At 62.4% G+C, this 19,899-nt stretch carries 20 protein-coding genes and 1 tRNA gene; 10 read left to right on the forward strand and 11 right to left on the reverse strand.

Features of this window, described 5'->3' with window-relative positions; all coding sequences use genetic code 11:
* Window positions 1-3: 3 nt before the first annotated feature.
* Window positions 4-2,091: a molybdopterin oxidoreductase family protein gene (locus tag PHF15_RS13650; protein ID WP_300121851.1), complete on the forward strand. Its 2,088-nt coding sequence runs from the start codon at window positions 4-6 to the stop codon at window positions 2,089-2,091.
* A 239-nt stretch (window positions 2,092-2,330) separates the two neighbouring features.
* Here PHF15_RS13650 and PHF15_RS13655 read toward each other — a convergent pair.
* Window positions 2,331-2,406 (reverse strand) — tRNA-Arg (locus tag PHF15_RS13655).
* Window positions 2,407-2,566: 160 nt separating this feature from the next.
* On the opposite strand from PHF15_RS13655, the gene PHF15_RS13660 reads away from it, so the two are divergent.
* Window positions 2,567-3,124 carry a c-type cytochrome gene (locus PHF15_RS13660; RefSeq protein WP_300121852.1) on the forward strand — a complete coding sequence of 186 codons (558 nt, stop codon included), beginning with the start codon at window positions 2,567-2,569 and terminating at the stop codon, window positions 3,122-3,124.
* Between the two features lie 16 nt (window positions 3,125-3,140).
* Here the strand turns inward: PHF15_RS13660 and PHF15_RS13665 are convergent, their stop codons facing one another.
* From PHF15_RS13665 to PHF15_RS13675, 3 genes are read right to left on the reverse strand one after another with little or no spacing between them, the layout of a single operon-like run.
* Window positions 3,141-3,680, reverse strand: a complete 540-nt coding sequence (locus tag PHF15_RS13665) for a DUF2946 family protein (RefSeq protein WP_300121853.1) — start codon at window positions 3,678-3,680, stop codon at window positions 3,141-3,143.
* Between the two features lie 13 nt (window positions 3,681-3,693).
* A complete protein-coding gene (locus PHF15_RS13670; RefSeq protein WP_300121854.1) occupies window positions 3,694-4,665 on the reverse strand; it encodes an alpha/beta fold hydrolase in 972 nt (323 codons plus the stop codon).
* An 11-nt stretch (window positions 4,666-4,676) separates the two neighbouring features.
* On the reverse strand, window positions 4,677-5,129 hold the full coding sequence (locus tag PHF15_RS13675) for a nuclear transport factor 2 family protein (protein ID WP_300121855.1): 453 nt from the start codon (window positions 5,127-5,129) through the stop codon (window positions 4,677-4,679).
* A gap of 78 nt (window positions 5,130-5,207) precedes the next feature.
* Here PHF15_RS13675 and PHF15_RS13680 point away from each other — a divergent pair, with 78 nt between their 5' ends.
* The 3 genes from PHF15_RS13680 to PHF15_RS13690 are packed head-to-tail and all read left to right on the forward strand — an operon-like array spanning window position 5,208 to window position 8,674.
* Complete coding sequence (locus PHF15_RS13680; protein ID WP_300121856.1) at window positions 5,208-6,719, forward strand: Wzy polymerase domain-containing protein; 1,512 nt, start codon at window positions 5,208-5,210, stop codon at window positions 6,717-6,719.
* A 48-nt stretch (window positions 6,720-6,767) separates the two neighbouring features.
* Window positions 6,768-8,063 carry an aminotransferase class I/II-fold pyridoxal phosphate-dependent enzyme gene (locus PHF15_RS13685; RefSeq protein WP_300121858.1) on the forward strand — a complete coding sequence of 432 codons (1,296 nt, stop codon included), beginning with the start codon at window positions 6,768-6,770 and terminating at the stop codon, window positions 8,061-8,063.
* 23 nt (window positions 8,064-8,086) lie between these two features.
* On the forward strand, window positions 8,087-8,674 hold the full coding sequence (locus PHF15_RS13690) for a hypothetical protein (protein ID WP_300121859.1): 588 nt from the start codon (window positions 8,087-8,089) through the stop codon (window positions 8,672-8,674).
* Window positions 8,675-8,803: 129 nt separating this feature from the next.
* Here PHF15_RS13690 and PHF15_RS13695 read toward each other — a convergent pair whose 3' ends face one another.
* From PHF15_RS13695 to fur, 3 genes are all read right to left on the reverse strand, one after another.
* Window positions 8,804-10,099, reverse strand: a complete 1,296-nt coding sequence (locus PHF15_RS13695; protein ID WP_300121860.1) for a solute carrier family 23 protein — start codon at window positions 10,097-10,099, stop codon at window positions 8,804-8,806.
* 83 nt (window positions 10,100-10,182) lie between these two features.
* A complete protein-coding gene (locus PHF15_RS13700; RefSeq protein ID WP_300121896.1) occupies window positions 10,183-11,175 on the reverse strand; it encodes an extracellular solute-binding protein in 993 nt (330 codons plus the stop codon).
* 131 nt (window positions 11,176-11,306) lie between these two features.
* Window positions 11,307-11,735, reverse strand: a complete 429-nt coding sequence (gene fur, locus PHF15_RS13705) for a ferric iron uptake transcriptional regulator (protein ID WP_300121861.1) — start codon at window positions 11,733-11,735, stop codon at window positions 11,307-11,309.
* Between the two features lie 92 nt (window positions 11,736-11,827).
* Between fur and PHF15_RS13710 the strand changes: the two genes are divergently transcribed.
* The 3 genes from PHF15_RS13710 (at window position 11,828) to PHF15_RS13720 (ending at window position 14,000) form a co-directional block, all read left to right on the forward strand.
* Entirely contained in the window at window positions 11,828-12,550 is a 723-nt protein-coding gene (locus PHF15_RS13710; RefSeq protein WP_300121863.1) for a VOC family protein, read from the forward strand.
* Window positions 12,551-12,552: 2 nt separating this feature from the next.
* Window positions 12,553-13,353, forward strand: coding sequence for a polyphosphate kinase 2 (gene ppk2 / locus PHF15_RS13715; RefSeq protein ID WP_300121864.1), 801 nt, complete (start codon window positions 12,553-12,555; stop codon window positions 13,351-13,353).
* A gap of 68 nt (window positions 13,354-13,421) precedes the next feature.
* Window positions 13,422-14,000: a restriction endonuclease gene (locus PHF15_RS13720; RefSeq protein ID WP_300121866.1), complete on the forward strand. Its 579-nt coding sequence runs from the start codon at window positions 13,422-13,424 to the stop codon at window positions 13,998-14,000.
* Window positions 14,001-14,013: 13 nt separating this feature from the next.
* Here the strand turns inward: PHF15_RS13720 and PHF15_RS13725 are convergent, their stop codons facing one another.
* From PHF15_RS13725 to PHF15_RS13740, 4 genes are all read right to left on the reverse strand, one after another.
* Window positions 14,014-14,400 (reverse strand): thioredoxin family protein, encoded by a 387-nt coding sequence (locus PHF15_RS13725; protein ID WP_300121867.1) that lies wholly within the window; start codon window positions 14,398-14,400, stop codon window positions 14,014-14,016.
* Complete coding sequence (locus PHF15_RS13730) at window positions 14,390-15,508, reverse strand: ATP-dependent 6-phosphofructokinase (protein WP_300121868.1); 1,119 nt, start codon at window positions 15,506-15,508, stop codon at window positions 14,390-14,392. Before PHF15_RS13730 ends, PHF15_RS13725 begins: the two co-directional genes overlap by 11 nt.
* Window positions 15,509-15,584: 76 nt before the next feature.
* Window positions 15,585-16,208 (reverse strand): response regulator, encoded by a 624-nt coding sequence (locus PHF15_RS13735; RefSeq protein WP_300121869.1) that lies wholly within the window; start codon window positions 16,206-16,208, stop codon window positions 15,585-15,587.
* 20 nt (window positions 16,209-16,228) lie between these two features.
* Window positions 16,229-18,238 carry a PAS domain S-box protein gene (locus PHF15_RS13740; protein WP_300121870.1) on the reverse strand — a complete coding sequence of 670 codons (2,010 nt, stop codon included), beginning with the start codon at window positions 18,236-18,238 and terminating at the stop codon, window positions 16,229-16,231.
* A gap of 86 nt (window positions 18,239-18,324) precedes the next feature.
* On the opposite strand from PHF15_RS13740, the gene PHF15_RS13745 reads away from it, so the two are divergent.
* Window positions 18,325-18,819 (forward strand): LapA family protein, encoded by a 495-nt coding sequence (locus tag PHF15_RS13745; protein WP_300121872.1) that lies wholly within the window; start codon window positions 18,325-18,327, stop codon window positions 18,817-18,819.
* A 7-nt stretch (window positions 18,820-18,826) separates the two neighbouring features.
* The gene (locus PHF15_RS13750) at window positions 18,827-19,846 is read left to right on the forward strand and encodes a DctP family TRAP transporter solute-binding subunit (protein WP_300121873.1); all 1,020 of its coding nucleotides are present in this window, start codon (window positions 18,827-18,829) and stop codon (window positions 19,844-19,846) included.
* Window positions 19,847-19,899 lie beyond the last annotated feature (53 nt).

Here is a 19,899-nt window from a genome sequence, read left to right on the forward strand (position 1 = left end):
GCCATGCCCCACTACGCATCGACCTCCGGTTCTGACACCCTCCAGATTCTGGGTGCCTGCCCGCACGACTGCCCCGACACCTGCTCACTGCTGACCACGGTGCAGGGCGGCGTGGCCGTCAAGGTGCAGGGCAATCCGGCGCACCAGCACACGGCAGGCAGCCTGTGCACCAAAGTGTCGCGCTACCCCGAGCGCACTTACCACCCCGAGCGCATCCTGCATCCCCTGAAACGCACCGGCACCAAAGGCAGCGGACAGTTTGAACGCGTGAGCTGGGACACCGCCCTGAGCGACATTGCCGCGCGCCTGAGCACCATCGCCGCGCGCGACCCGCAGGCCATCCTGCCCTACAGCTACGCCGGCACCATGGGGCTGGTCCAGGGCGAAAGCATGGCGGCGCGATTTTTCAACAAGCTGGGCGCATCCCAGCTGGAACGCACCATTTGTGCGACCGCCGGCGGTGAAGGGCTGGTGCACACACTGGGCGGCAAGGTCGGCATGCGGGTTGAGTTTTTTGCTGAGTCAAAACTCATCTTGATCTGGGGCAGCAACTCGATCACCAGCAACCTGCACTTCTGGCGCTACGCAGCCCAGGCCAAACACAACGGTGCCAAACTCATTTGCATCGACCCGCGCAAGACTGAGACCGCCGACAAATGCCATGAGCACATCGCCCTGCTGCCCGGCACCGACGGCGCGCTGGCGCTGAGCCTGATGCATGAGCTGATTCAAAACGACTGGCTCGACCATGATTATTTGGCGCGTTACACGCTGGGCTGGGACCTGCTGCGCGAACGCGCCCTGCAGTGGCCGCCAGAGCGCGCCGCGGCCATCTGCGGCATCACGCCCGAGCAGATTCGCGCCCTGGCCCACGACTACGGCGCCTGCGCCGCCAGCCGCGCGCCAGCCGCCATCCGCATGAACTACGGCGTGCAACGCGTGCATGGCGGCGCCAACGCGGTGCGCCTGATTGCCAGTCTGCCGGCGCTCATTGGTGCCTGGCGCCACCGCGCTGGTGGCGTGCTGCTGTCGAGCTCGGGGGCTTTTCCGGTGCAAAGAGCTGCCCTGCAGCGCCCTGATTTGTTGGCTGGCCGCACGCCGCGCACCCTCAACATGGTCACCATTGGCGACGACCTGATGCGTCGGAGTGGCCCGACATTTGGCCCGGCCATCGAGGCGCTGATCGTCTATGACGGCAACCCGGTGGCGGTGGCGCCCGAGTCGGCCAGGGTCGTGCAGGGCTTTGCCCGTGACGATTTATTCACCGTGGTGCTGGAACATTTTCAGACGGACACCGCCGACTACGCAGATTACATCCTGCCCGCCACCACTCAACTGGAGCACTGGGACGTGCACAGCGCTTATGGCCACACCGACGCGCTGCTCAACCGGCCGGCGATTGCGCCGCTGGGCGAGGCCAGGCCCAATGCGCAGATTTTTCGGGAACTGGCTGCACGCATGGGCTTTGACGAACCGTGCTTTTCTGACAGCGACGAGGCGCTGTGCCGCCAGGCCTATGGCAACACCGTCAACTTTGACACACTGCTGGCCAACGGCTTTGCCACACTCGACACGCCAGAGGCACCCTTTGCCCAGGGAAACTTCCCGACACCCTCCGGCAAATGCGAGTTCTTCAGCGCGCGACTGGCGGCACAGGGGCTTGACGGCCTGCCCGACCATGTGCCCAACCATGAAGCGGCGCACACCTCCGCCGCCTACCCACTGGCCATGATTTCGCCCCCGGCGCGCAATTTTTTGAATTCGAGCTTTGTCAACGTCAAGAGCTTGCGCGAGAGCGAAGGCGAGCCGCTGCTGGAAATGCATCCGGCTGACGCCGCTGAGCGCGGCATTGCCGACGGCGCTGTGGTGATCGTTTATAACGACCGCGGCAATTACCAGTGCCGTGCCCGCCTCAGCGCACGGGCCCGTCCGGGCGTGGTCAACGGTCTGGGCGTGTGGTGGCGCAAACTGGGACTCAACGGCACCAACGTCAACCAACTCACCAGCCAGAAACTCACCGACTTGGGCCACGGGCCAACCTTTTACGACTGCCTGGTGCAGGTTGCCTTGCTTGACGCCAAAGGCTCGTAAAGTTAAAAATCGGCCTTTTTGACTGTGGTGATCTCGCCCCGGTATTCCGCACTCCTTAAGCCACCCATTCTGCGGACTTCCTGTCTTGCTGCTGGGCCGCTGGGACTGTCATACGCACAAAATAGATGCCGCTTACGCGGCGCTGCAAATTCTCCATCGAGACACCCTTTGTATGAGGGTGCTGTAGAGGGCGCTGAAACGCTGATTTTTATTAATTAAATCAACAGATTATCGAGACGTGGTGCGGCTGGCGGGGATCGAACCCACGACCCTCGGCTTCGGAGGCCGATACTCTATCCACTGAGCTACAGCCGCAATGCTGTTCAAGACCGATACTCACATTCTCGCTTCGGAGGCCAATACTCTATCCATTGAGCGACGGCCGCGACGAAGAGTGGCGATTGTAGGTGTTTAAAAACGACCCAACCCTATAATCGCCTCCAGTTTTGGCACCCAACATCGAATCGAGACCATCATGAGCGACCACCATCACCCCGCAGAACACGACGCGCATGCAGCACCAGCTCCCAGCGCCCTCAAAAAAATCGCCTCAATTACAGTTTTGCTGGGCTTGCCCTTGTTGGTGATTGGCTCCCTGGTGAGCTATTACAAAGCTGAAAGTGGCGGCCAGGTGGCCTCCAGCATGTCCGAAGAAGCGGTTGCCGCGCGCATCCAGAAGGTGGGTACCTTGCAGCTGGGCGAATCCAAGCGCGAGCCGAAAACCGGTGAAGAAGTGTTCAAGGCGCAATGCACCACATGTCACACCGCTGGCCTGGTGGGCGCGCCCAAGTTTGGCGATGCCGCTGCCTGGGCGCCACGCATCGCCACGGGGTATGCCGCACTGCTGAACTCGGCTCTTAAAGGCAAAAACAGCATGACCGCACAAGGTGGCGGTGCTTTTGCCGACTTTGAAGTGGGCCGTGCCGTGGCTTACATGGCCAATGCCGCTGGCGCCAAGTTTGAAGAGCCCAAGGCACCGGAGTCGGCTGAAGCGGCAGCAGCACCTGCCTCGGCGGCATCCGAGGCCAAATAAGTTCAACCTCATGCGGCTACTTTTTTTGAAGTGATTGCGGGCTTTTGACAAAGCCGAAGCGCGTGGGCAGGTCGCGCTGCAAAACCTCTTGCGGCTGCCACAGGCCCAGTTCCACGGCGTCTGCGGCCAGGCCCATGTCCTGGGTGTGCACCCGCCCCAGCCCGGCCGTTGACGCCAGATACAAGCAACCTGCTTCATCGAGCCAAGTCTGCTGTATTTCGGCGTCCCGGCCCAGGTGGTCCTTGACCGTGTGGTCGGGTTGCACGCGCCAGATCAGCGGCGTGGCTTGCAGTTCCACATACACGCGTTGCGGCCCGTTCTGAAAAAACCATTGGCCCTGCGCATCGGGCTGGTAGTTGCGGGCGATGAAGTCGATCAGTTTCTCATGCGTCAGCAAGGCGCCCTTGCTGTCCGCCAGTCCGCTCTGGAAAGCCCCCGCGGCTTGCGCCCGGTCGTCGCGCAGGTACCAGTTGCCGCGCGCATCCAACCCGAGCCAGCCGAAACAGTCGGGCACGTTGGGCCATTTGGTCATGGCTTGTTTGACGATGTCGTCCATTTTTCGGTTCCTTTCAACTGTGCGCCATCAACCAGCCACCCACCAGCTCCGGCAGGGTGTGCAGGTGGCCCGGCGGCGACCCGGCCGCAAAACCGACATGCCCGCCCTGTCCGGGCTGCCAGAGGGTTACATGCGCGCCGACATCGCGCTGCTGCGGCAGGCTGGCCGCCGGTACAAACGGGTCGTTCAGGGCGTTGACTACCAGGGTCGGCAGTGGAATGTCGGCCAGGCGCGGCTTGGCCGATGCGCGCTGCCAGTAGTCGCGCGTGTTTTTGAAGCCATGCAGGGGTGCGGTAAACACATTGTCAAAGTCGTAGAGATCGCGCGCGGCGTGCAGCGCCCGGACGTCGAACAAGCCGGGGAACTGGGACAGCTTGAGCAGCGCCTTGGGTTTCATGGTTTTCAGGAACATGCGGGTATAAACCTGCCGGTTCATGCCCCGACCCATGGCCAGGCCGCTGGCCGTCAGGTCCACCGGGGCCGAAATGCTGGCGAGCGCCTGCACCACGCTTGCCGCCGTGCTGTCCGCCTCCTGCGCCCAGCGCAGCAAGGCGTTGCCACCCAGCGACACACCTACTGCGTAGAGCGGCCCGGCGTGCCATGCGCGCAGGCGCGCCAGGATCCAGCCGATTTCTTCAAAATCACCCGAATGGTAGGCGCGCGGGGCAAGGTTGATCTCACCACTGCAGCCCCGAAAATGCGGCACGGCAAAGCCCCATCCTTGTGCCTGTGCCCATTGGGCCAGCGCCAGCGCGTAGTGACTGTGCGAGGAACCCTCCAGCCCGTGAAACAGCACCAGCAAAGGCGCCGCAGGTTGGTCAGCAGGCGCATCGCGCCAGTCCACATCGACAAAGTCGTCATCGGGCGTGGCCCAGCGCTCGCGCCGGTACGGCATTGCAGGCAAGCGGTCGGTACGGCTTTGCAACGCCGGCCAGATGGTTTGGGCATGGCCACCGGGCAACCACCAGGGCGCGCTGTAGTGCATGGCCAAGAGCCCTAATGCAAAACCGGTGGTGTGTCGGTGACGTCCTGCGGCTCGCGGGCGTTGCCGGGGCTGGCGTGGTGCGCCACCAGGCGCCAGCCTTGCGCGGTCTTGTGATAGACGTTGGTGGCAATCACCACCGCCTCCATCGGGCCCTCGGGCGTGAGCAGTTCCACGCGTTCGCGCACGCTGTGCACGGCGCTGCCCAGCGCTTCAATCTTGCGCACACCTTCGGCGCGCACACGCACACTGCCGTTGTTGAACATGGCCTCGAACGCCGAGCGAATGGCGCCCAGGCCGATCATGCGCGGGCCGCCCGGATGCACACAGGCCACCTCGTCGTCATCGGCCCAGCAGGCCATCAGCCGTTCCAGGTCGGCGTTTTGCAGCGCCTCGTAAAAGGCGGCCTCCACCTCGTCGGATGACCCCCCCACGATGGCAGCAATATTTTTTTTGGCTTTGGACATGGCGCGACCTCTTTCAGTGTGAGCCCGATTTTGCCGTGCTTTCAAAAAACTGCGGCGCCCACACCAGCCGTCCGCCTGATGGACAATGCCGCTCTCATGCGCTTGCTTGCCTTTGCCATCCTCATCTGCCTGCCCTGGCTCAACCCATTTTCGCCCGGGCCGACGGCTGCCGTGGTGCCACTGCTGTTTGCCTGGAGCTGCGCGGCCGGCTTGCTGTTGCTGTGGGCTAGCGCCTACCCGCAGCAGCAGCGCACCGACCGGGTGAGCGCCATGGCCGGAGCTTGGGCTGTGGCCGCAGCCATGAGCGCCGTGATTGGCTTGTTGCAGTATTTCGGCGCCACCGAATGGCTCGGAGTGTGGGTCAACCACACGGAAGTCGGTCTGGCTTTTGGCAACCTGCGCCAGCGCAACCAGTTTGCCAGCTTGATGGCCATCGGACTGGTGTCCTTGTTGTGGTGGGCAACGCAGCCGTCGCGCCCCGGATTCGGGCGACACGCTGGCCTGATCGGTCCGGCCGCGCTATTGGGCGCGGGCAACGCGGCCTCCTCGTCTCGCACCGGTTTGTTGCAGTTGCTTTTGGTGGTGGTCTTGAGCCTTTACTGGCAACACCGCAAGCGCCATCACGACATCGGCAGTCAAAACCGGCAGGCGCTGCAGCGGGTCTTATTGGCTGCCGTACTGGCTTATGCGGTGGCCACCTGGGCGTTGCCGTGGCTGGCGGGGCTGGACCCGATGCACAGCGGCGCCTGGGCACGGCTGCGCGAAGGCGATGCTGTGTGCACCAGCCGACTCACCCTGTGGCGCAATGTGCTGTTCCTGATTGCCCAGAAGCCCTGGCTGGGCTGGGGCTGGGGTGAGCTGGACTACGCCCACTTCATCACGCTCTACCCGGGCGCGCGCTTTTGCGACATTCTGGACAACGCCCACAACCTGCCCCTGCACCTGGCTGTGGAGTTGGGTGTGCCGCTGGCGCTGTTGGTGAGCGGCGGCGCGCTGTGGCTCATCTGGCGCGCCCAGCCATGGCGCGAGCAGGACCCCACACGACGCATGGCCTGGGGCGTTTTGGCAGTGATCCTGCTGCACAGCCTGCTGGAATACCCGCTTTGGTACGGCCCGTTCCAGATGGCCGCCGGCTTGTGCGTCTGGCTGTTGACACCACAAAACAGGCGGCCAAAAAAGTCGCTGGCGCCCTACCTGCAAGCCGCATGCGCCGGCGTGTTGATCACCTTTTGTGCGCTGGCAGCATGGCAATACCACCTGGCCAGCCAAATCTACCTGGATCCCGAGCAGCGCGCCACGGCCTACCGCGTCAACACGCTGGAAAAAACGCGCCACGTGCATCTATTTCAGGACCAGGTGCGCTTTGCCGAACTCACCATCACCGAACTGACGCCAGGCAACGCGGTGCAGATGAACCGGCTGGCCAAGGAAACATTGCACTTTTCGCCCGAGGCGCGCGTGGCTGAGAGCGTGATCGACAGTGCGCTGATATTGGGCCGTGATGCTGAAGCCGCCTATTACCTGGCACGTTTGCAAGCTGCGTTTCCGCAGGCGTATGCCGAGTGGCGCAAAGCGCACCTCTCGCCATAGTGCCTAAACTACCACCCACCTGTTCACCTCACCCCTCAGGAGCCTTCCATGTCCCAGTCCTGGAAATTCGAAACCAAATCCGTCCACTCGGGTTACAGCCCCGACCCCACCACCAAATCGGTGGCGGTGCCGATCTACCAAACCGTGGCCTATGCCTTTGACAGCGCCCAACATGGCGCCGACCTGTTCGACCTGAAGGTGGCGGGCAACATCTACACCCGCATCATGAACCCGACCAATGACGTGCTGGAGCAGCGCGTGGCGGCACTTGAAGGAGGTATCGCCGGGTTGGCATTGGCATCGGGTTCTGCAGCGGTCACCTATTCGATCCAGACCATCGCCGAAGTGGGCGACAACATCGTGGCCAGCAACGCGCTTTATGGCGGCACCTACAACCTGTTTGCCCACACCTTTCCGCTCTCGGGCATTGAGGTGCGCTTTGCCGACCCCGGCGATTTGGCGGCACTTGAAGCCCTGATTGATGACAAGACCAAAGCGGTGTACATCGAATCCATCAGCAACCCGCAGGGCCGGGTGACTGACATTGCCGCCATCGCAGAAGTGGCCCACCGCAATGGTGTGCCGCTGATCGTGGACAACACGGTGGCCACACCTTACCTGCTGCGCCCGATCGAGCACGGTGCCGACATCGTGGTGCAGTCGCTCACCAAATATCTGGGTGGCCACGGCAACAGCATTGGCGGCGCCATCATCGACTCCGGCAAGTTCCCCTGGGCGGAGCACAAGGCCAAATTCAAGCGCTTGAACGAACCCGACCAAAGTTACCACGGCGTGGTCTATACCGAAGCCCTCGGCCCGGCCGCCTACATTGGCCGCGCCCGCGTGGTGCCGCTGCGCAATACCGGCGCGGCGCTGTCGCCGTTCAACGCGTTTCTGATTTTGCAGGGCATCGAGACACTGGCGCTGCGCATGGACCGTATCAACGACAACACGCTCAAGGTGGTGCAGTATTTGGAATCCCACCCGAAGGTGGCCTGGGTCAGCTACGCGGGTTTGCCCAGCCACCCGGACTACGCCCTGGCGCAGAAATACCTGGGCGGCAAGGCTTCTGGCCTGTTTACCTTTGGCGTCAAGTGCCAGCCAGGCCAAGGCCGGGTGGCCGGCGCCGCCTTTCTGGATGCCCTCCAGCTGTTCACCCGCCTGGTCAACATTGGCGACGCCAAGTCGCTGGCCACGCACCCGGCTTCCACCACGCACCGCCAGTTGTCACCGGCCGAGCTGGCCAAATCTGGTATCTCAGAGGACGCGGTGCGCCTGTCGATTGGCATCGAGCACATTGACGACCTGCTGTCCGACCTGGCCCAAGCCCTGGCCGCCGTTTAAACCGCCGCGACCAGGTAAGCACCATGAACGATCGAATCAACGAGTTGCTGGCGCAGATGGCTGCACTGGAGGCCGACCTGAAAGAGGCCGTTCATGCGCAGGAAAGCCGGATGCTTTTTCAGATCAATGGGAAGCGTGTCGAGTTCGAGGACTCGATCAAGGCGGCGCACCGCAAGCTGAAGACCAACTTCTTTCGCTGGCTGGTCACCAACCGGCCACAGAACCTGATCACCGGCCCGATCATTTACAGCATGATCGTGCCGCTTATGCTGCTGGACCTATGCGTGAGCTTTTACCAGTGGAGCTGTTTTCCGATCTACGGCATCACCAAGGTGCGCCGCAGCGACTACCTGGTGTTTGACCGCGCACAGCTGGAGTACCTCAATTTCATCGAGAAATTCCACTGCTTCTACTGCGACTACGGCAACGGGCTGATGGGCTACATGCGCGAGATTTTGGCCCGCACCGAAGCCTATTTTTGCCCGATCAAGCATGCCCACAAGATCCTCGGCACGCATGAACGTTACAACCGGTTTCTGGACTACGGCGACGCCGCCGACTACGAGGCCCGGCTGGAGGAGTTTCGCCAGGCCCTGGGCAAAGTGAAATAGGGTTCACCCAAGCCGGACGAACCGGAACCTGACAGACATTCGCGGCGGGGCGCCGCTCCTACAAAGACAAAGTCCCGTGGCCTCTGTTGGAGCGGCGCCCTCGCCGCGAATGTCTGCTGTTTTCCCGAGTCAGTTCGAGGCCACGCGACGGTTCAGCAGCGCGTACAACACGATAGCACCAAAGGTGGCGGTACCGATGCCACCCAGCGCGAAATCGCCGAACTTGAGGGTGAAGTCGCCGGTGCCCAAAATGAGGGTGATGGCGGCCACGATCAGGTTTTTGTTGTCAGAAAAATCCACCTTGTTCTCGACCCAGATGCGCGCGCCGGCCACCGCAATCAGGCCGAACACCACGATGCTGACACCCCCCATCACCGGAAGCGGAATAGCCTGGATCACGGCGCCGAACTTCGGCGAGAAGCCCAGCACCACAGCCAGCAGCGCCGCCACCAAAAACATGGCGGTCGAATACACCTTGGTTGCCGCCATGACGCCGATGTTCTCGGCATAGGTGGTCACACCGGTGCCGCCGGCGCTGCCGCTGACCATGGTGGCCACACCGTCGCCAATGAAAGCGCGGCCCATATAGACGTCGAGGTTTCTGCCGGTCATGGCGGTCACGGCCTTGATGTGGCCGAGGTTTTCAGCCACCAGGATGATGGCTACCGGCGCGATCATCAGCATGGCTTTGGAATCGAACACCGGGGCGGCAAAGCCGGGCATGCCGAACCAGGCCGCGTTGAACAGCCCGCTCAGGTCCATCGGCTTGCCCAGTCCGAGGCCATTGGTGAGCAGGGCGTAGAAGACACTGGCGACCAGCAGGCCGACCAGAATCAGCAGGCGCTGTACCATGCCGCGGGTGAACACGGCCACCAGCGCCACGCAGATGAAGGTGGCAGCCTGCATCCAGCTGTCGAAGTTGCTGGCCGCCATGTTCTTGATCGGCACGCCCGCCAGGTTCAGGCCGATCACGGCCACCACCGAGCCGGTCACGACCGGGGGCATCAGCTTTTCGATCCAGCCGGTGCCCGACACCTGCACCAGCAAGCCAATCGCGGTGTAGAGCGCACCGCAGGCGATGATGCCGCCCAATGCCACCCCCATGTTGGCGTTCAGGCCCTGGCCCGCGTAGCCCGTGGCCGCGATCACCACGCCAATGAAGGCAAAGCTGGAACCGAGGTAGCTGGGTACCTTGCCACCGGTAATGAAAAAGAAGATCAGCGTGCCGATGCCGCTCATCAGAATGGCCAGATTGGGGTCGAAGCCCATCAGAATGGGCGCCAGCACGGTCGCGCCAAACATGGCAATCACGTGCTGCATGCCCATCACCGCGGTTTGCGGCCAGGGCAGGCGTTCGTCGGGGGCAATCACGCCGCCTTGGCGCAGAATGTCAGGGCTCTTTTCGGTCCAGTCAAATAGGCTCATGGGGTTCCTTGGTTGTTGTGGTCAAGCCGGTTTGAATTGTGGCACGCCGCATCCCCACCCAGGCCTCATGACTGCAGCACAATTTATCTGAATCCCACCCGGTCGAGCATTTGCTGCACCTTGATCTGGTTCATGCCGACGGCGCTGATCGGCACCAGTTCACGCTTGAAACTGCCACCCGACATGGCCTGCAGGGCCGGGTTGGCAAACTGCACGCCCTTGGCGACCGGCCACTCGTTGTTGCCATCGGCAAAGTGCCTTTGCGCCGAGGGACTGACCAGGTATTCCAGGAATTTGATGGCGTTTTCAGGGTTTTTGGCATAACGCGCCACGGCACCGCCGGCAATGTTGACGTGGGTGCCCCAGCTGGACTGGTTCGGGAACATCACCTTGACCTTGCTGGCCACCGCCTGGTCTTCGGGCTTGCTTGATCGCATCAAACGCGCCAGATAGTACGAGTTGGTGACGGCGACCGCGCATTCACCGGAGGCTACGCCCTTGATCTGGTCGGTGTCGCCGCCCTTGGGCGAGCGCGCCATGTTGGCCACCAGGCCCTTGAGCCAGACTTCGGTTTTGGCAGGGCCGAGGTGCTCGGTCATGGCGCCGAACAGGCTCAGGTTGTAGGGGTGCGAGCCCGAGCGCATGCACAGCTTGCCCTTGAGTTTGGGATCGGCCAGTTTCTCGTAACTGTCGATATCGGCTGCGCTGACCTTGCGTTCGTCATAAACCAGAATGCGCGCGCGGGTGGACAAGCCGAACCAGGGCGTGCCGCCGTTGTTAGCCGGTTTGGCGCGCAGATTGGCGGGAATGGCGTCTTCGAGCACCTTGGACTTGACGGGCTGGAACAGGCCATCGATCTCGGCGCGCCACAGCCGCGCTGCATCCACCAGCAAAATCACATCCGCCGGCGACGCACTGCCCTCGGCCTTGAGGCGCGCCAGAATGCCGGCGTCATCAGCATCGACCCGGTTGATCCTGATGCCGGTGGCCTGCGTGAACTGGCTGTACAGCGCCTCGTCGGTGGGGTAATGGCGTGCCGAGTAAAGATTCAATTCGGGTTGCGCGGCCTGCGCCATGCACCAACTCAAGCCCAGCAGCGCCAGGGGAAATTTGCCGAAAAACCGAACCATGAAAAACTCCGCGAGTGGAAACAGGCGTCAGTATATCTCAAATGCGAATCATTCTCATTAGTATTTAGTCGTGCGGTTTATTTCTTATATGGGCAGGCGGCTTTGCTGCAATGGGCATACAGACTCAGCGAATGGTCCTCGATGTCGAAGCCCTTGGCTTTGGCGATGTGTTGCTGTCTCGCCTCGATCTCGGCGTCATAGAACTCTTCGACCCGGCCGCAGTCCATGCAAACAATGTGGTCGTGGTGTTTGCCTTCGTTGAGCTCAAACACCGCTTTGCCGTTTTCAAAATTACTGCGGCTCAGGATGCCCGCCTGCTCGAACTGCGTCAGCACGCGGTACACCGTGGCCAGGCCAATGGCGGTGTTGTCGCTCACCAGCAGTTTGTAAACGTCTTCCGCGCTCATGTGCCGCTGCACGGCACTCTGGAACAGCGCCAGAATGGTCTGGCGCGGTCCGGTCACCTTGAGGCCCGTGTCTTTGAGTTTGTGCGGTGTATCGGTCATGCTGAGGCCCGGGTTCAGGTTGGTGGTGCAGCGCAACTTATACCAAACTCTGGCAGCCCTTGCGCGCAACCCGTCAATGGTATGGTTCGGCCATGCAAACTCAAATAGATCACCTGGTCGTCGTCGCCCAAACCCTGGCCCAAGGCGTGCAATGGTGCGAAGCCACGCTGGGCGTGACGCCAGCGTCTGGCGGAGAGCACGCGCAGTACGGCACCCACAACCGCCTGTTCAAGATTGCCACGCCGACGCACCCATTGGCGTATTTTGAAATCATCGCCATCGACCCGTCCGCCAAACGTCCCGTCAACGCAACCGGCAAACGCTGGTTCGACATGGACGACGCGGCGCTGCAAGCGGCGGTTGCCGTTGAGCCGCGTCTGGTGCACTTTGTCGCCAACACCCACGACATCCAGGCCGCCCGCATCGCCCTGAAAGCACATGGCATCGAGCGCGGCCCCGCGGTGCACGCCAGCCGCCATTCGCGTCGCGGCCTGCTGCAATGGCAGATCACCGTGCGCGAGGACGGCCAGCGCCTGTTCAACGGCGCGCTGCCAAGCCTGATCCAATGGGGCAAGCCCGAGGACGCCGAGCCGCTGCGCCTGCACCCGCGCAACAGCCTGCCGCGTTCGGGCGTGTCGCTGCAAAGCCTGGCCATCACACACCCCAGCGCCGACAAGCTGCAAGCCGCGTATGAAGCCATCGGGCTCACCGGGGTCGTCATTGAAACCGGCCCGGCCGACCTGGTCGCCACCCTGAAAACGCCCAAGGGTACAGTGGTGCTGCACACGCCGAATCCAGGCTCCGTTACGATGTAGCCATGAAAAAATCCAAAAATGGCAAGCCCGGCACACTGGGCAAAAACGATTACTTCGAAAAGCTGGCGCCGCTGCAGCTTGAGCTCAATGACTTGGCCCGCTGGCTGGTGCACACAGGCAAGCGTCTGATGGTGGTGATCGAGGGGCGCGACACGGCTGGCAAGGGTGGCGTGATTTCTGCCATCGCCGACACCTTGAACCCGCGCCAGTGCCGCACCGTGGCGCTGGCCAAGCCCAGCGAGCGCGAGCAGTCGCAGTGGTATTTTCAGCGCTACGTGCCTTACCTTCCCGCGGCTGGCGAAATGGTGCTGTTCGACCGCAGCTGGTACAACCGTGCGGGTGTGGAACGTGTCATGGGATTTTGCACGGAACAGCAGACCAAAGACTTTTTGAAGCAGGCACCGGCGTTTGAGAAGATGCTGGTGGACGACGGTATTCTGTTGTTCAAGTACTGGCTGACGGTGGACCAGATGCAGCAGGAAGAACGTTTTGCCGAGCGCCTGGCCGACCCGCTCAAGCGCTGGAAACTCAGCCCGATCGATGTGAAAGCGCGGGAAAAATACGCTGAATACGGGCAGACGCGTGACGCGATGCTGAAAGCCACCCACTCCAAATTTGCGCCCTGGACGCTGGTGGACTTCAATGACCAGCGCGCCGGCCGCCTCACGCTCATTCGCCACCTGCTCGACCAGATTCCCGACCGCAAGGTCACTGAGACCCTGGTTGATTTCCCCCCGCTGGGCCACGAGCCCTTGCGCGAGAAGTTTGGCACCGCTCTGGAGCCGCTCGAAACCAGGGTTTAAAGGGATGACTTGATCACCCGGAATCGATCACACATTCCCGAACCAGACGCTAAAAACAAGCCAGCCCCATGAAACTGAAAATGTCCGACAACTCGCTGTTCGCGATTTTGCTGCGCTCGCGGTGGTGGATCAGCATGGCCATCATGGCGGTGATCGCGCTGCTGTCGGTTGCCCTGCTGCCCGAGCCCTACGTGGGCTTTGGCGTGATGGGCGGCTTTCCGTTCCTGGTCATCGGCATCCTGGCCGCGCGCAAACAATGGCACGCCCCGAGCGCGGCCCATGTGGCAAACATGCTGACGCAGGCGGGCGCGATGTCGTGGCGCGATTTTTCGGCGTTGATTGCGCAAACATTTACCCGGCAGGGCTACACGGTGACACGGCTCGACAGCCCGGCGGCAGACTTCCTGCTGGTCAAGGGTGGCCGCGTCATGCTGGTGAGCTGCAAGCGCTGGAAAGCCGCCAACCATGGCGTCGATGCACTGCGCGATCTGCTGGCTGCCAAAGCAGCGCGGGAGGCGCAGCAATGCAGCTACATCAGCCTGAGCCCCGTGAGCGAGACCGCCAGCCGTTTTGCCGCTGCGCAGGGCGTGGCCTTGGTGTCCGGTGATACGCTCGGGCGCTTTTTGCTTGAAAAACCCCAGGCCTGACGGTTATCCAAGGTCAAGATCGCGCGGGTAAGTCTGCCAGCCGCTGCGCCCGGATGCGCGCCACTGCCGCGATCAAGACCGGGTCAGCCAGCGCCTTGGCCGAGGTCTCGCTTGCGGCGCTGCGCACCAATCGCTCCAGGGTTTGCGGTTGGGGCATGAGCGGTCCGAAAAAACGCGGCGCATCGCCCACGGCAATCAACAGCGTGGGAAAGTCATCCACATCCAGCGGGTGCAGCAGGTCGGCCTCGTCTTCGATGTCGAGCCAGATGAACTGCGCCTGCGGGTGATCTGCCTGAATGGCAAGCTTCACTTGCGCAAAGCTGTGCCGATAGTCGCAACACACATGGCACCATTCGGCGCACAGGCACGCCACCAGCAGGGGCGCGCCCTCAATCGCCAAAGCAAATCCCCAGGTCGCGCCCGGTTTGCAGGGTGTCGCAGTCCAGCGGCACGGCTTTCATACGGCCGGCCACCTCTTCGAGCGCGACGTAATCGACCCCGTGAAAGCCCAGCGCCACCATGATGCCGCTCTGGCCTTCGTCGAGCGCGCGCACCGCCGCGGCGCCAAAGCGCAGCGCCGACAGCCGGTCGAACGAGGTCGGGCTGCCGCCGCGCAACAGGTGGCCAAGCACCACCACGCGCGCGTCCTTGCCAGTGCGCTCGGCCAGCGCGCTGGCGATGCGCTCACCCATGCCGCCTAGACGCTCGGCATGACCCTGTTCGGCAGGCGCGAGCAACTCGCGGTGGCCGTCCTTGGCTTGCGCGCCCTCAGCCACCACCACGATCGAATACAGGCGCCCCTCGCTGTCGCGGGCGCGCAGCTTGGCGGCGATTTTGTCCAGGTCAAAAGGAATTTCGGGGATCAGGATGGCGTGCGCGTTGCCGGCAATACCTGTGTGCAGCGCAATCCAGCCTGCGTAGCGGCCCATCACCTCGACCACCATCACGCGCTGGTGGCTCTCGGCGGTGCTATGCAGGCGGTCCAGGCATTCGGTGGCAAAGCCGACCGCAGTGTCAAAGCCAAAGGTAGTAAAGGTTTTGTCGAGGTCGTTGTCGATGGTCTTGGGCACGCCCACCACGCGCAGGCCTTTCTGGTGCAGCGCGTTGGCAATGGTCAGCGAGCCGTCGCCGCCAATTGACACCAGCGCATCGATCTCGTGGGTGGCAAAGTAGGCCAGGATCTCGTCGGAGCGGTCGATCTCGCGCACGCTGCCATCGGGCATGTTGACCGGAAAGTGCAGCGGATTTCCTTTGTTGGTGGTGCCCAAAATGGTGCCGCCCAAGTGGCCGATGCCGCGCACCCGGTCACGCGTGAGCCGGCTCACGCCACCTTCCGAGTAGCGCTCGGGAAACAAAATTCCGTTGAAGCCGTCGCGAATGCCAAAGCAGTCCCAGCCACGGTTGGCGGCGGCAATCACCACCGACTGGATCACCGCGTTGAGCCCGGGTGCGTCGCCGCCGCCGGTGTTGATGGCAATGCGTTTGATGGGTTTGATAGGTTTGGTCATGTCTTTTTTCCTCCGAAATTCACAAGGCACTGCGGCCGTTTTCAGGCACAGTCTGCATTGTGCCGTGAACGCACCCTTACCCGATGGGCTGAAGACGACCGATTTTGTGCGCCAGTTCGACCGCCGAATCGACCCCCATCTTTTCAAAAATATTGGCCCGGTGAAACTCCACCGTGCGCGCCGTGATGCCCAGATGGTCGGCAATGTTCTTGTTGTAATGGCCGCGGATCAGTTCATCAAGCACTTCGCGCTCACGCGGGCTTAAAGATACCAGCGCCTGGCGCAGGCGGCGCGCCTCCTCGTCGTCCTGCTGCGCGGCCGTGGCGGCGGCCAGCGCCTGCTGCACGCGGTCCACCAGCTCGTTGTCCTGGAACGGCTTTTCCAGAAAATCCCAGGCACCCTGCTTGACCGCCGCCACAGCGCTGCCAACATCGCCGTGGCCGGTCAGGAAAAGCACCGGCCAGGGACAGCCTAGCGCCTTGAGCAGTTGGAAGGTAACGGTGCCCGACAGCGGCGCCATGCGCATGTCCATCAGCACCACCGCCTCGCCCCAGTCGCCCTGCAGGGCGCGCGCCGCCGCCAGAAAAGCCGGGCCGCCGTCCCAGCTGGCGCTTTGAAATCCGCGCGAATCGAACAGCCAAGCCAGGCCGTCCCGAATGTCGGGGTCGTCATCGACAATATGCACGCGCGCCTGGCTCATGGTGTCTCCTTCTTTGGCGCCTATTCTGCCAGCGGCAACAGCACGGTGAAACGGGCACCGCCCAGCAGCGGGTCACGGCCCACTTCGATCCGGCCGTGGTGCGCTTCGACGATCGAACGGCAAATGGCCAGCCCCATACCCATGCCGCCCTCCTTGCGGCTGACAAAAGCGTTGAAGATAGTGGCCTGCGCCTCTTCGCTCACGCCCGGGCCGGTGTCGGCCACCGTCAGCACAGCCAGTTGTTGCGCCGCCTCCTGTTGCAGGCCGACCCACACCTGCGGCCTTTGGCCGGCCTGCGCGGCCCAGTCCTGCGCGTTGCCCACCAGGTTATTGACCAGATGCTCCAGCAGCAGTTCGTCAGCGTCAACCCAGATCGCGTGCCTTGGCAAGGCACAGGCCGGCGTCACGCTGTGCTCGTCGCCCAGTTGCGCCAGCACACGCTGCAAAAATGCCACCAGGTCGAGCCGCTGACGCGACAGCTCGCGCCGGCGCGCAAAGGCGTTGACGCGCTTGATGATGCCGCCGGCGCGCTCGGCCAGGCGAGCCATGCGCTCCACCACCGGCAACAGTTCAGGCAGGCTGATGCTGCCATCATGCAGACGGTTGAGCAGGCCGTTGGCAAAACTGCTCAAGGCTCCCAGCGGCTGGTTCAGCTCGTGCGCCAACGTCGATGCCACCTCTCCCACAGCCACCAGGCGCCCGGATGCCTCCAGCTTTTCCTGCTGCTGAGCCGCCATGCGCTGGGCGCGCTTGCGCTCGCTGATGTCGAGCACCGAGCTCATCCAGCCGATCTGCTCACCGGCTGCGGTGTTCAACGGGGCTTCGTGAATCAGCACGTCGATCAGGTGACCGTCGCGGTGCTGAAACTGCACCTCGACGCCTTCGCCGCTGGTGCCCTGCACCATGATGCCGTCATGAACCCGCTCAAGGGCCTCGATTTGCTCAACCGGCCAATACGGAAATGGCGGCGAACGACCAATCAACTCGGCTGCGCCATAACCCACGATGCGACAAAACGCGTGGTTGACATACAAAATCTTGCCGCCAAAGTCCCACGCCCGCAGGCCAATCGTCACCGAGTTTTCCATGGCGGTGCGCAGCGCCACCTGCGCCTGCAACAAGGCCTGCACCTGCTGACGCTTCACAATATCGCGCCGCAAGGCATACAGACTCACCAACATGCCAGACAAAAACAGCACGGCCACCAGGAAGAATATTCGCGGCACCGTGGTCGGCTGCGCTAGCGTCTGGTCCACTTGCGCAAACAGGTCGGTACCCGGCAAATTCAATCCCACCCGGTAAGCCGCAGGTGTGTCACCCGGGGCATCGTCACGCAACAGTTGCACACGATGATCCTGCATGAACCAGCCGGGCACCATGGCCGTCAAAGCCTGGTCCATCGACACTGCCGCCAGATAGTTTCCAGCGAACTGGCCCCGGTCAAAAAATGGCACGGCCAGCCAAATCACATCGGTGGTCTTGCCGTCGCGGTGACGCATCAAACCAGCATAGACTGAGCGCCGCAACCCCTGGCTGAGGTCTTGCATCAGCGCCAGACCTTGTGCATTTTCAGGATGCGCATTCCAGTCCGCTCGCCAACGCGCTGGCCCGACAGGCGTGTCATTCAACTGGCCAGCAGGAACCCAACCGCTCGACAGGATCACCCCCTGCTCGCGCCACAATAACCCCGCTTTCAGTTCAGGCGACTCATTTGCCGAGGAAGGGTCAGCATGCGGGGTCTGCATCGCCTGACGCGCCAACACCAGCAAATCATCTTCCAGCCGCCGGAAGTGAAACTGCACGCTTTGCTCCAGCCATTGGGCGTCGGCGGCACGGCGGCGGGTGGCATCCTCGGCTTCGTAATTATTCAGGTACAGCAGCAGTGTCACCACCGAGCCCAATAACAAGGCCAGCAAACCCAGCAGCCACCACAGGGCGCGGCGGTTGCGCCCGCCATGGCGCGCCGCCGACTGTTGCAGCAAGGCAAAGTCAAGCGTGTGGTCAGCAGCAGGTAAAGGGGGTTGGGTCATGGTCAACCAGGCAGGTTACGTGTGCGCATGATAGTCTTTGGTGTACCCTAACAAGCCTGCCACCCATCTCTGTTCAGGAGCTACCCATGCGCATTCGCAGTTTGCTTTTACTTTTGGTCCTCACGCTCATTGGCGCTTTTACGGCGCTCAACTGGAACGTGTTTTTGGCCAATACAACGCTGTCCTTCGGCATCACCACCCTGGAAGCTCCGCTGGGATTGATCATGCTGGCGCTACTGGTTTTTATGGTGGCCTATTGCCTGGTGTACGTGCTCTACCTGCAGTCCAACGTGCTGATGGACACGCGGCGCAACGCCAAAGAGCTGCAAGCCAACCGCGCGTTGGCCGACAAGGCCGAGGCCTCCCGGTTTACCGAACTGCGCGCTTTTCTGGAGGCCGGCATGAAGCAAAACGCCGAGCAGGACAAGGCGACACAGCAGGCGCTGGTGGCGCGACTCGACGCGCTGGAGAGCAGCTTGCGCACCAGCGTGGAGCAATCAGGCAACTCGCTGAGTGCCTACATCGGCGAACTCGAAGACCGCTTGGCAGCAGACAGCGCCAAGTCCGGGGGACAGGGCTGAAGTCACCATGGCCAGGCAGCCCCGGTTTTCACTTTCACGTCGAGCCTGGCTGGCTACTCTGGCCGGCGCGACGGCGCTGACCAAACCTGTTTTTGGTGCCATCAAACCCGACATCACGCTGCGCTTCTCGCACGTGGTGGCCGAAGAAACCCCCAAGGGCCTGGCGGCCAGGCGCTTCAAGGAACTGGTCGAGCAGCGTAGCGGCGGACGCATCGGCGTGCAGGTGTTTCCCAACGCCCAGCTTTATGGGGATCAGGACGAGATTCAAGCGCTGCAATTGGGCGCAGTCGATCTGGTGGCCCCATCACTGTCCAAGTTTGGCCGCATCGGCCTGCCGGAATTTGAGCTGTTTGACCTGCCGTTTTTGTTTGATGACTTGAGCGCCGTGCGACGCATCACCTTGGGGCCGCTGGGCCTGCGCCTGCTGAGCGGCTTGCCACGCCAGGGACTGGTGGGCCTGGGTTTTTTTGACAACGGCTTCAAGCAGATGAGCGCAAACAGGCCGCTGCTGGAACCGAAAGACTTTGCCGGCTTGCGCATGCGGGTGCAGGCATCCCGCGTGATTGCCGCACAAATGCGCGCTTTGGGCGCGCGCCCGATCACGCTGGCCTTTAGCGACACCCGCCGTGCATTGGAGACGGGCGTGGTCGATGGTACCGAAAACCCGATCTCGAACTTCTGGACCCAGGCCATGCACGAGGTTCAAAGCGATTTGAGCCTGACCGACCATGGCTACCTGGGCTACGCGGTGGTGACCAACCAGCGCCTATGGCAGCATCTCAAGGCCGGCGACCGCGAGCTGATTCAGCAGGCGCTGCAACAAGCGCTGACGTTTGCCAACCAAATTGCCGACACCCAGAACAACCAGGCGCTGCAAGCCTTGCGTCAGGCGGGCACCACCCGCATCCACATCCTGAACACGGGCCAGCGCACACGCCTGCGCGAGGCAGTGAAACCCGTACAGCAACAATTAGCCAGCCGCATTGGCGCAAGCTGGATCAATGCACTGCAACAGGCCTTGCACTAGAAATAGGGTAAACCCTAGCTGTTGAACGCCACAGTTGTTCTGCGTTCTGTTCA

The sequence above is a fragment of the Rhodoferax sp. genome (assembly GCF_028689295.1).
Classification (GTDB): Bacteria; Pseudomonadota; Gammaproteobacteria; order Burkholderiales; family Burkholderiaceae_C; genus Rhodoferax.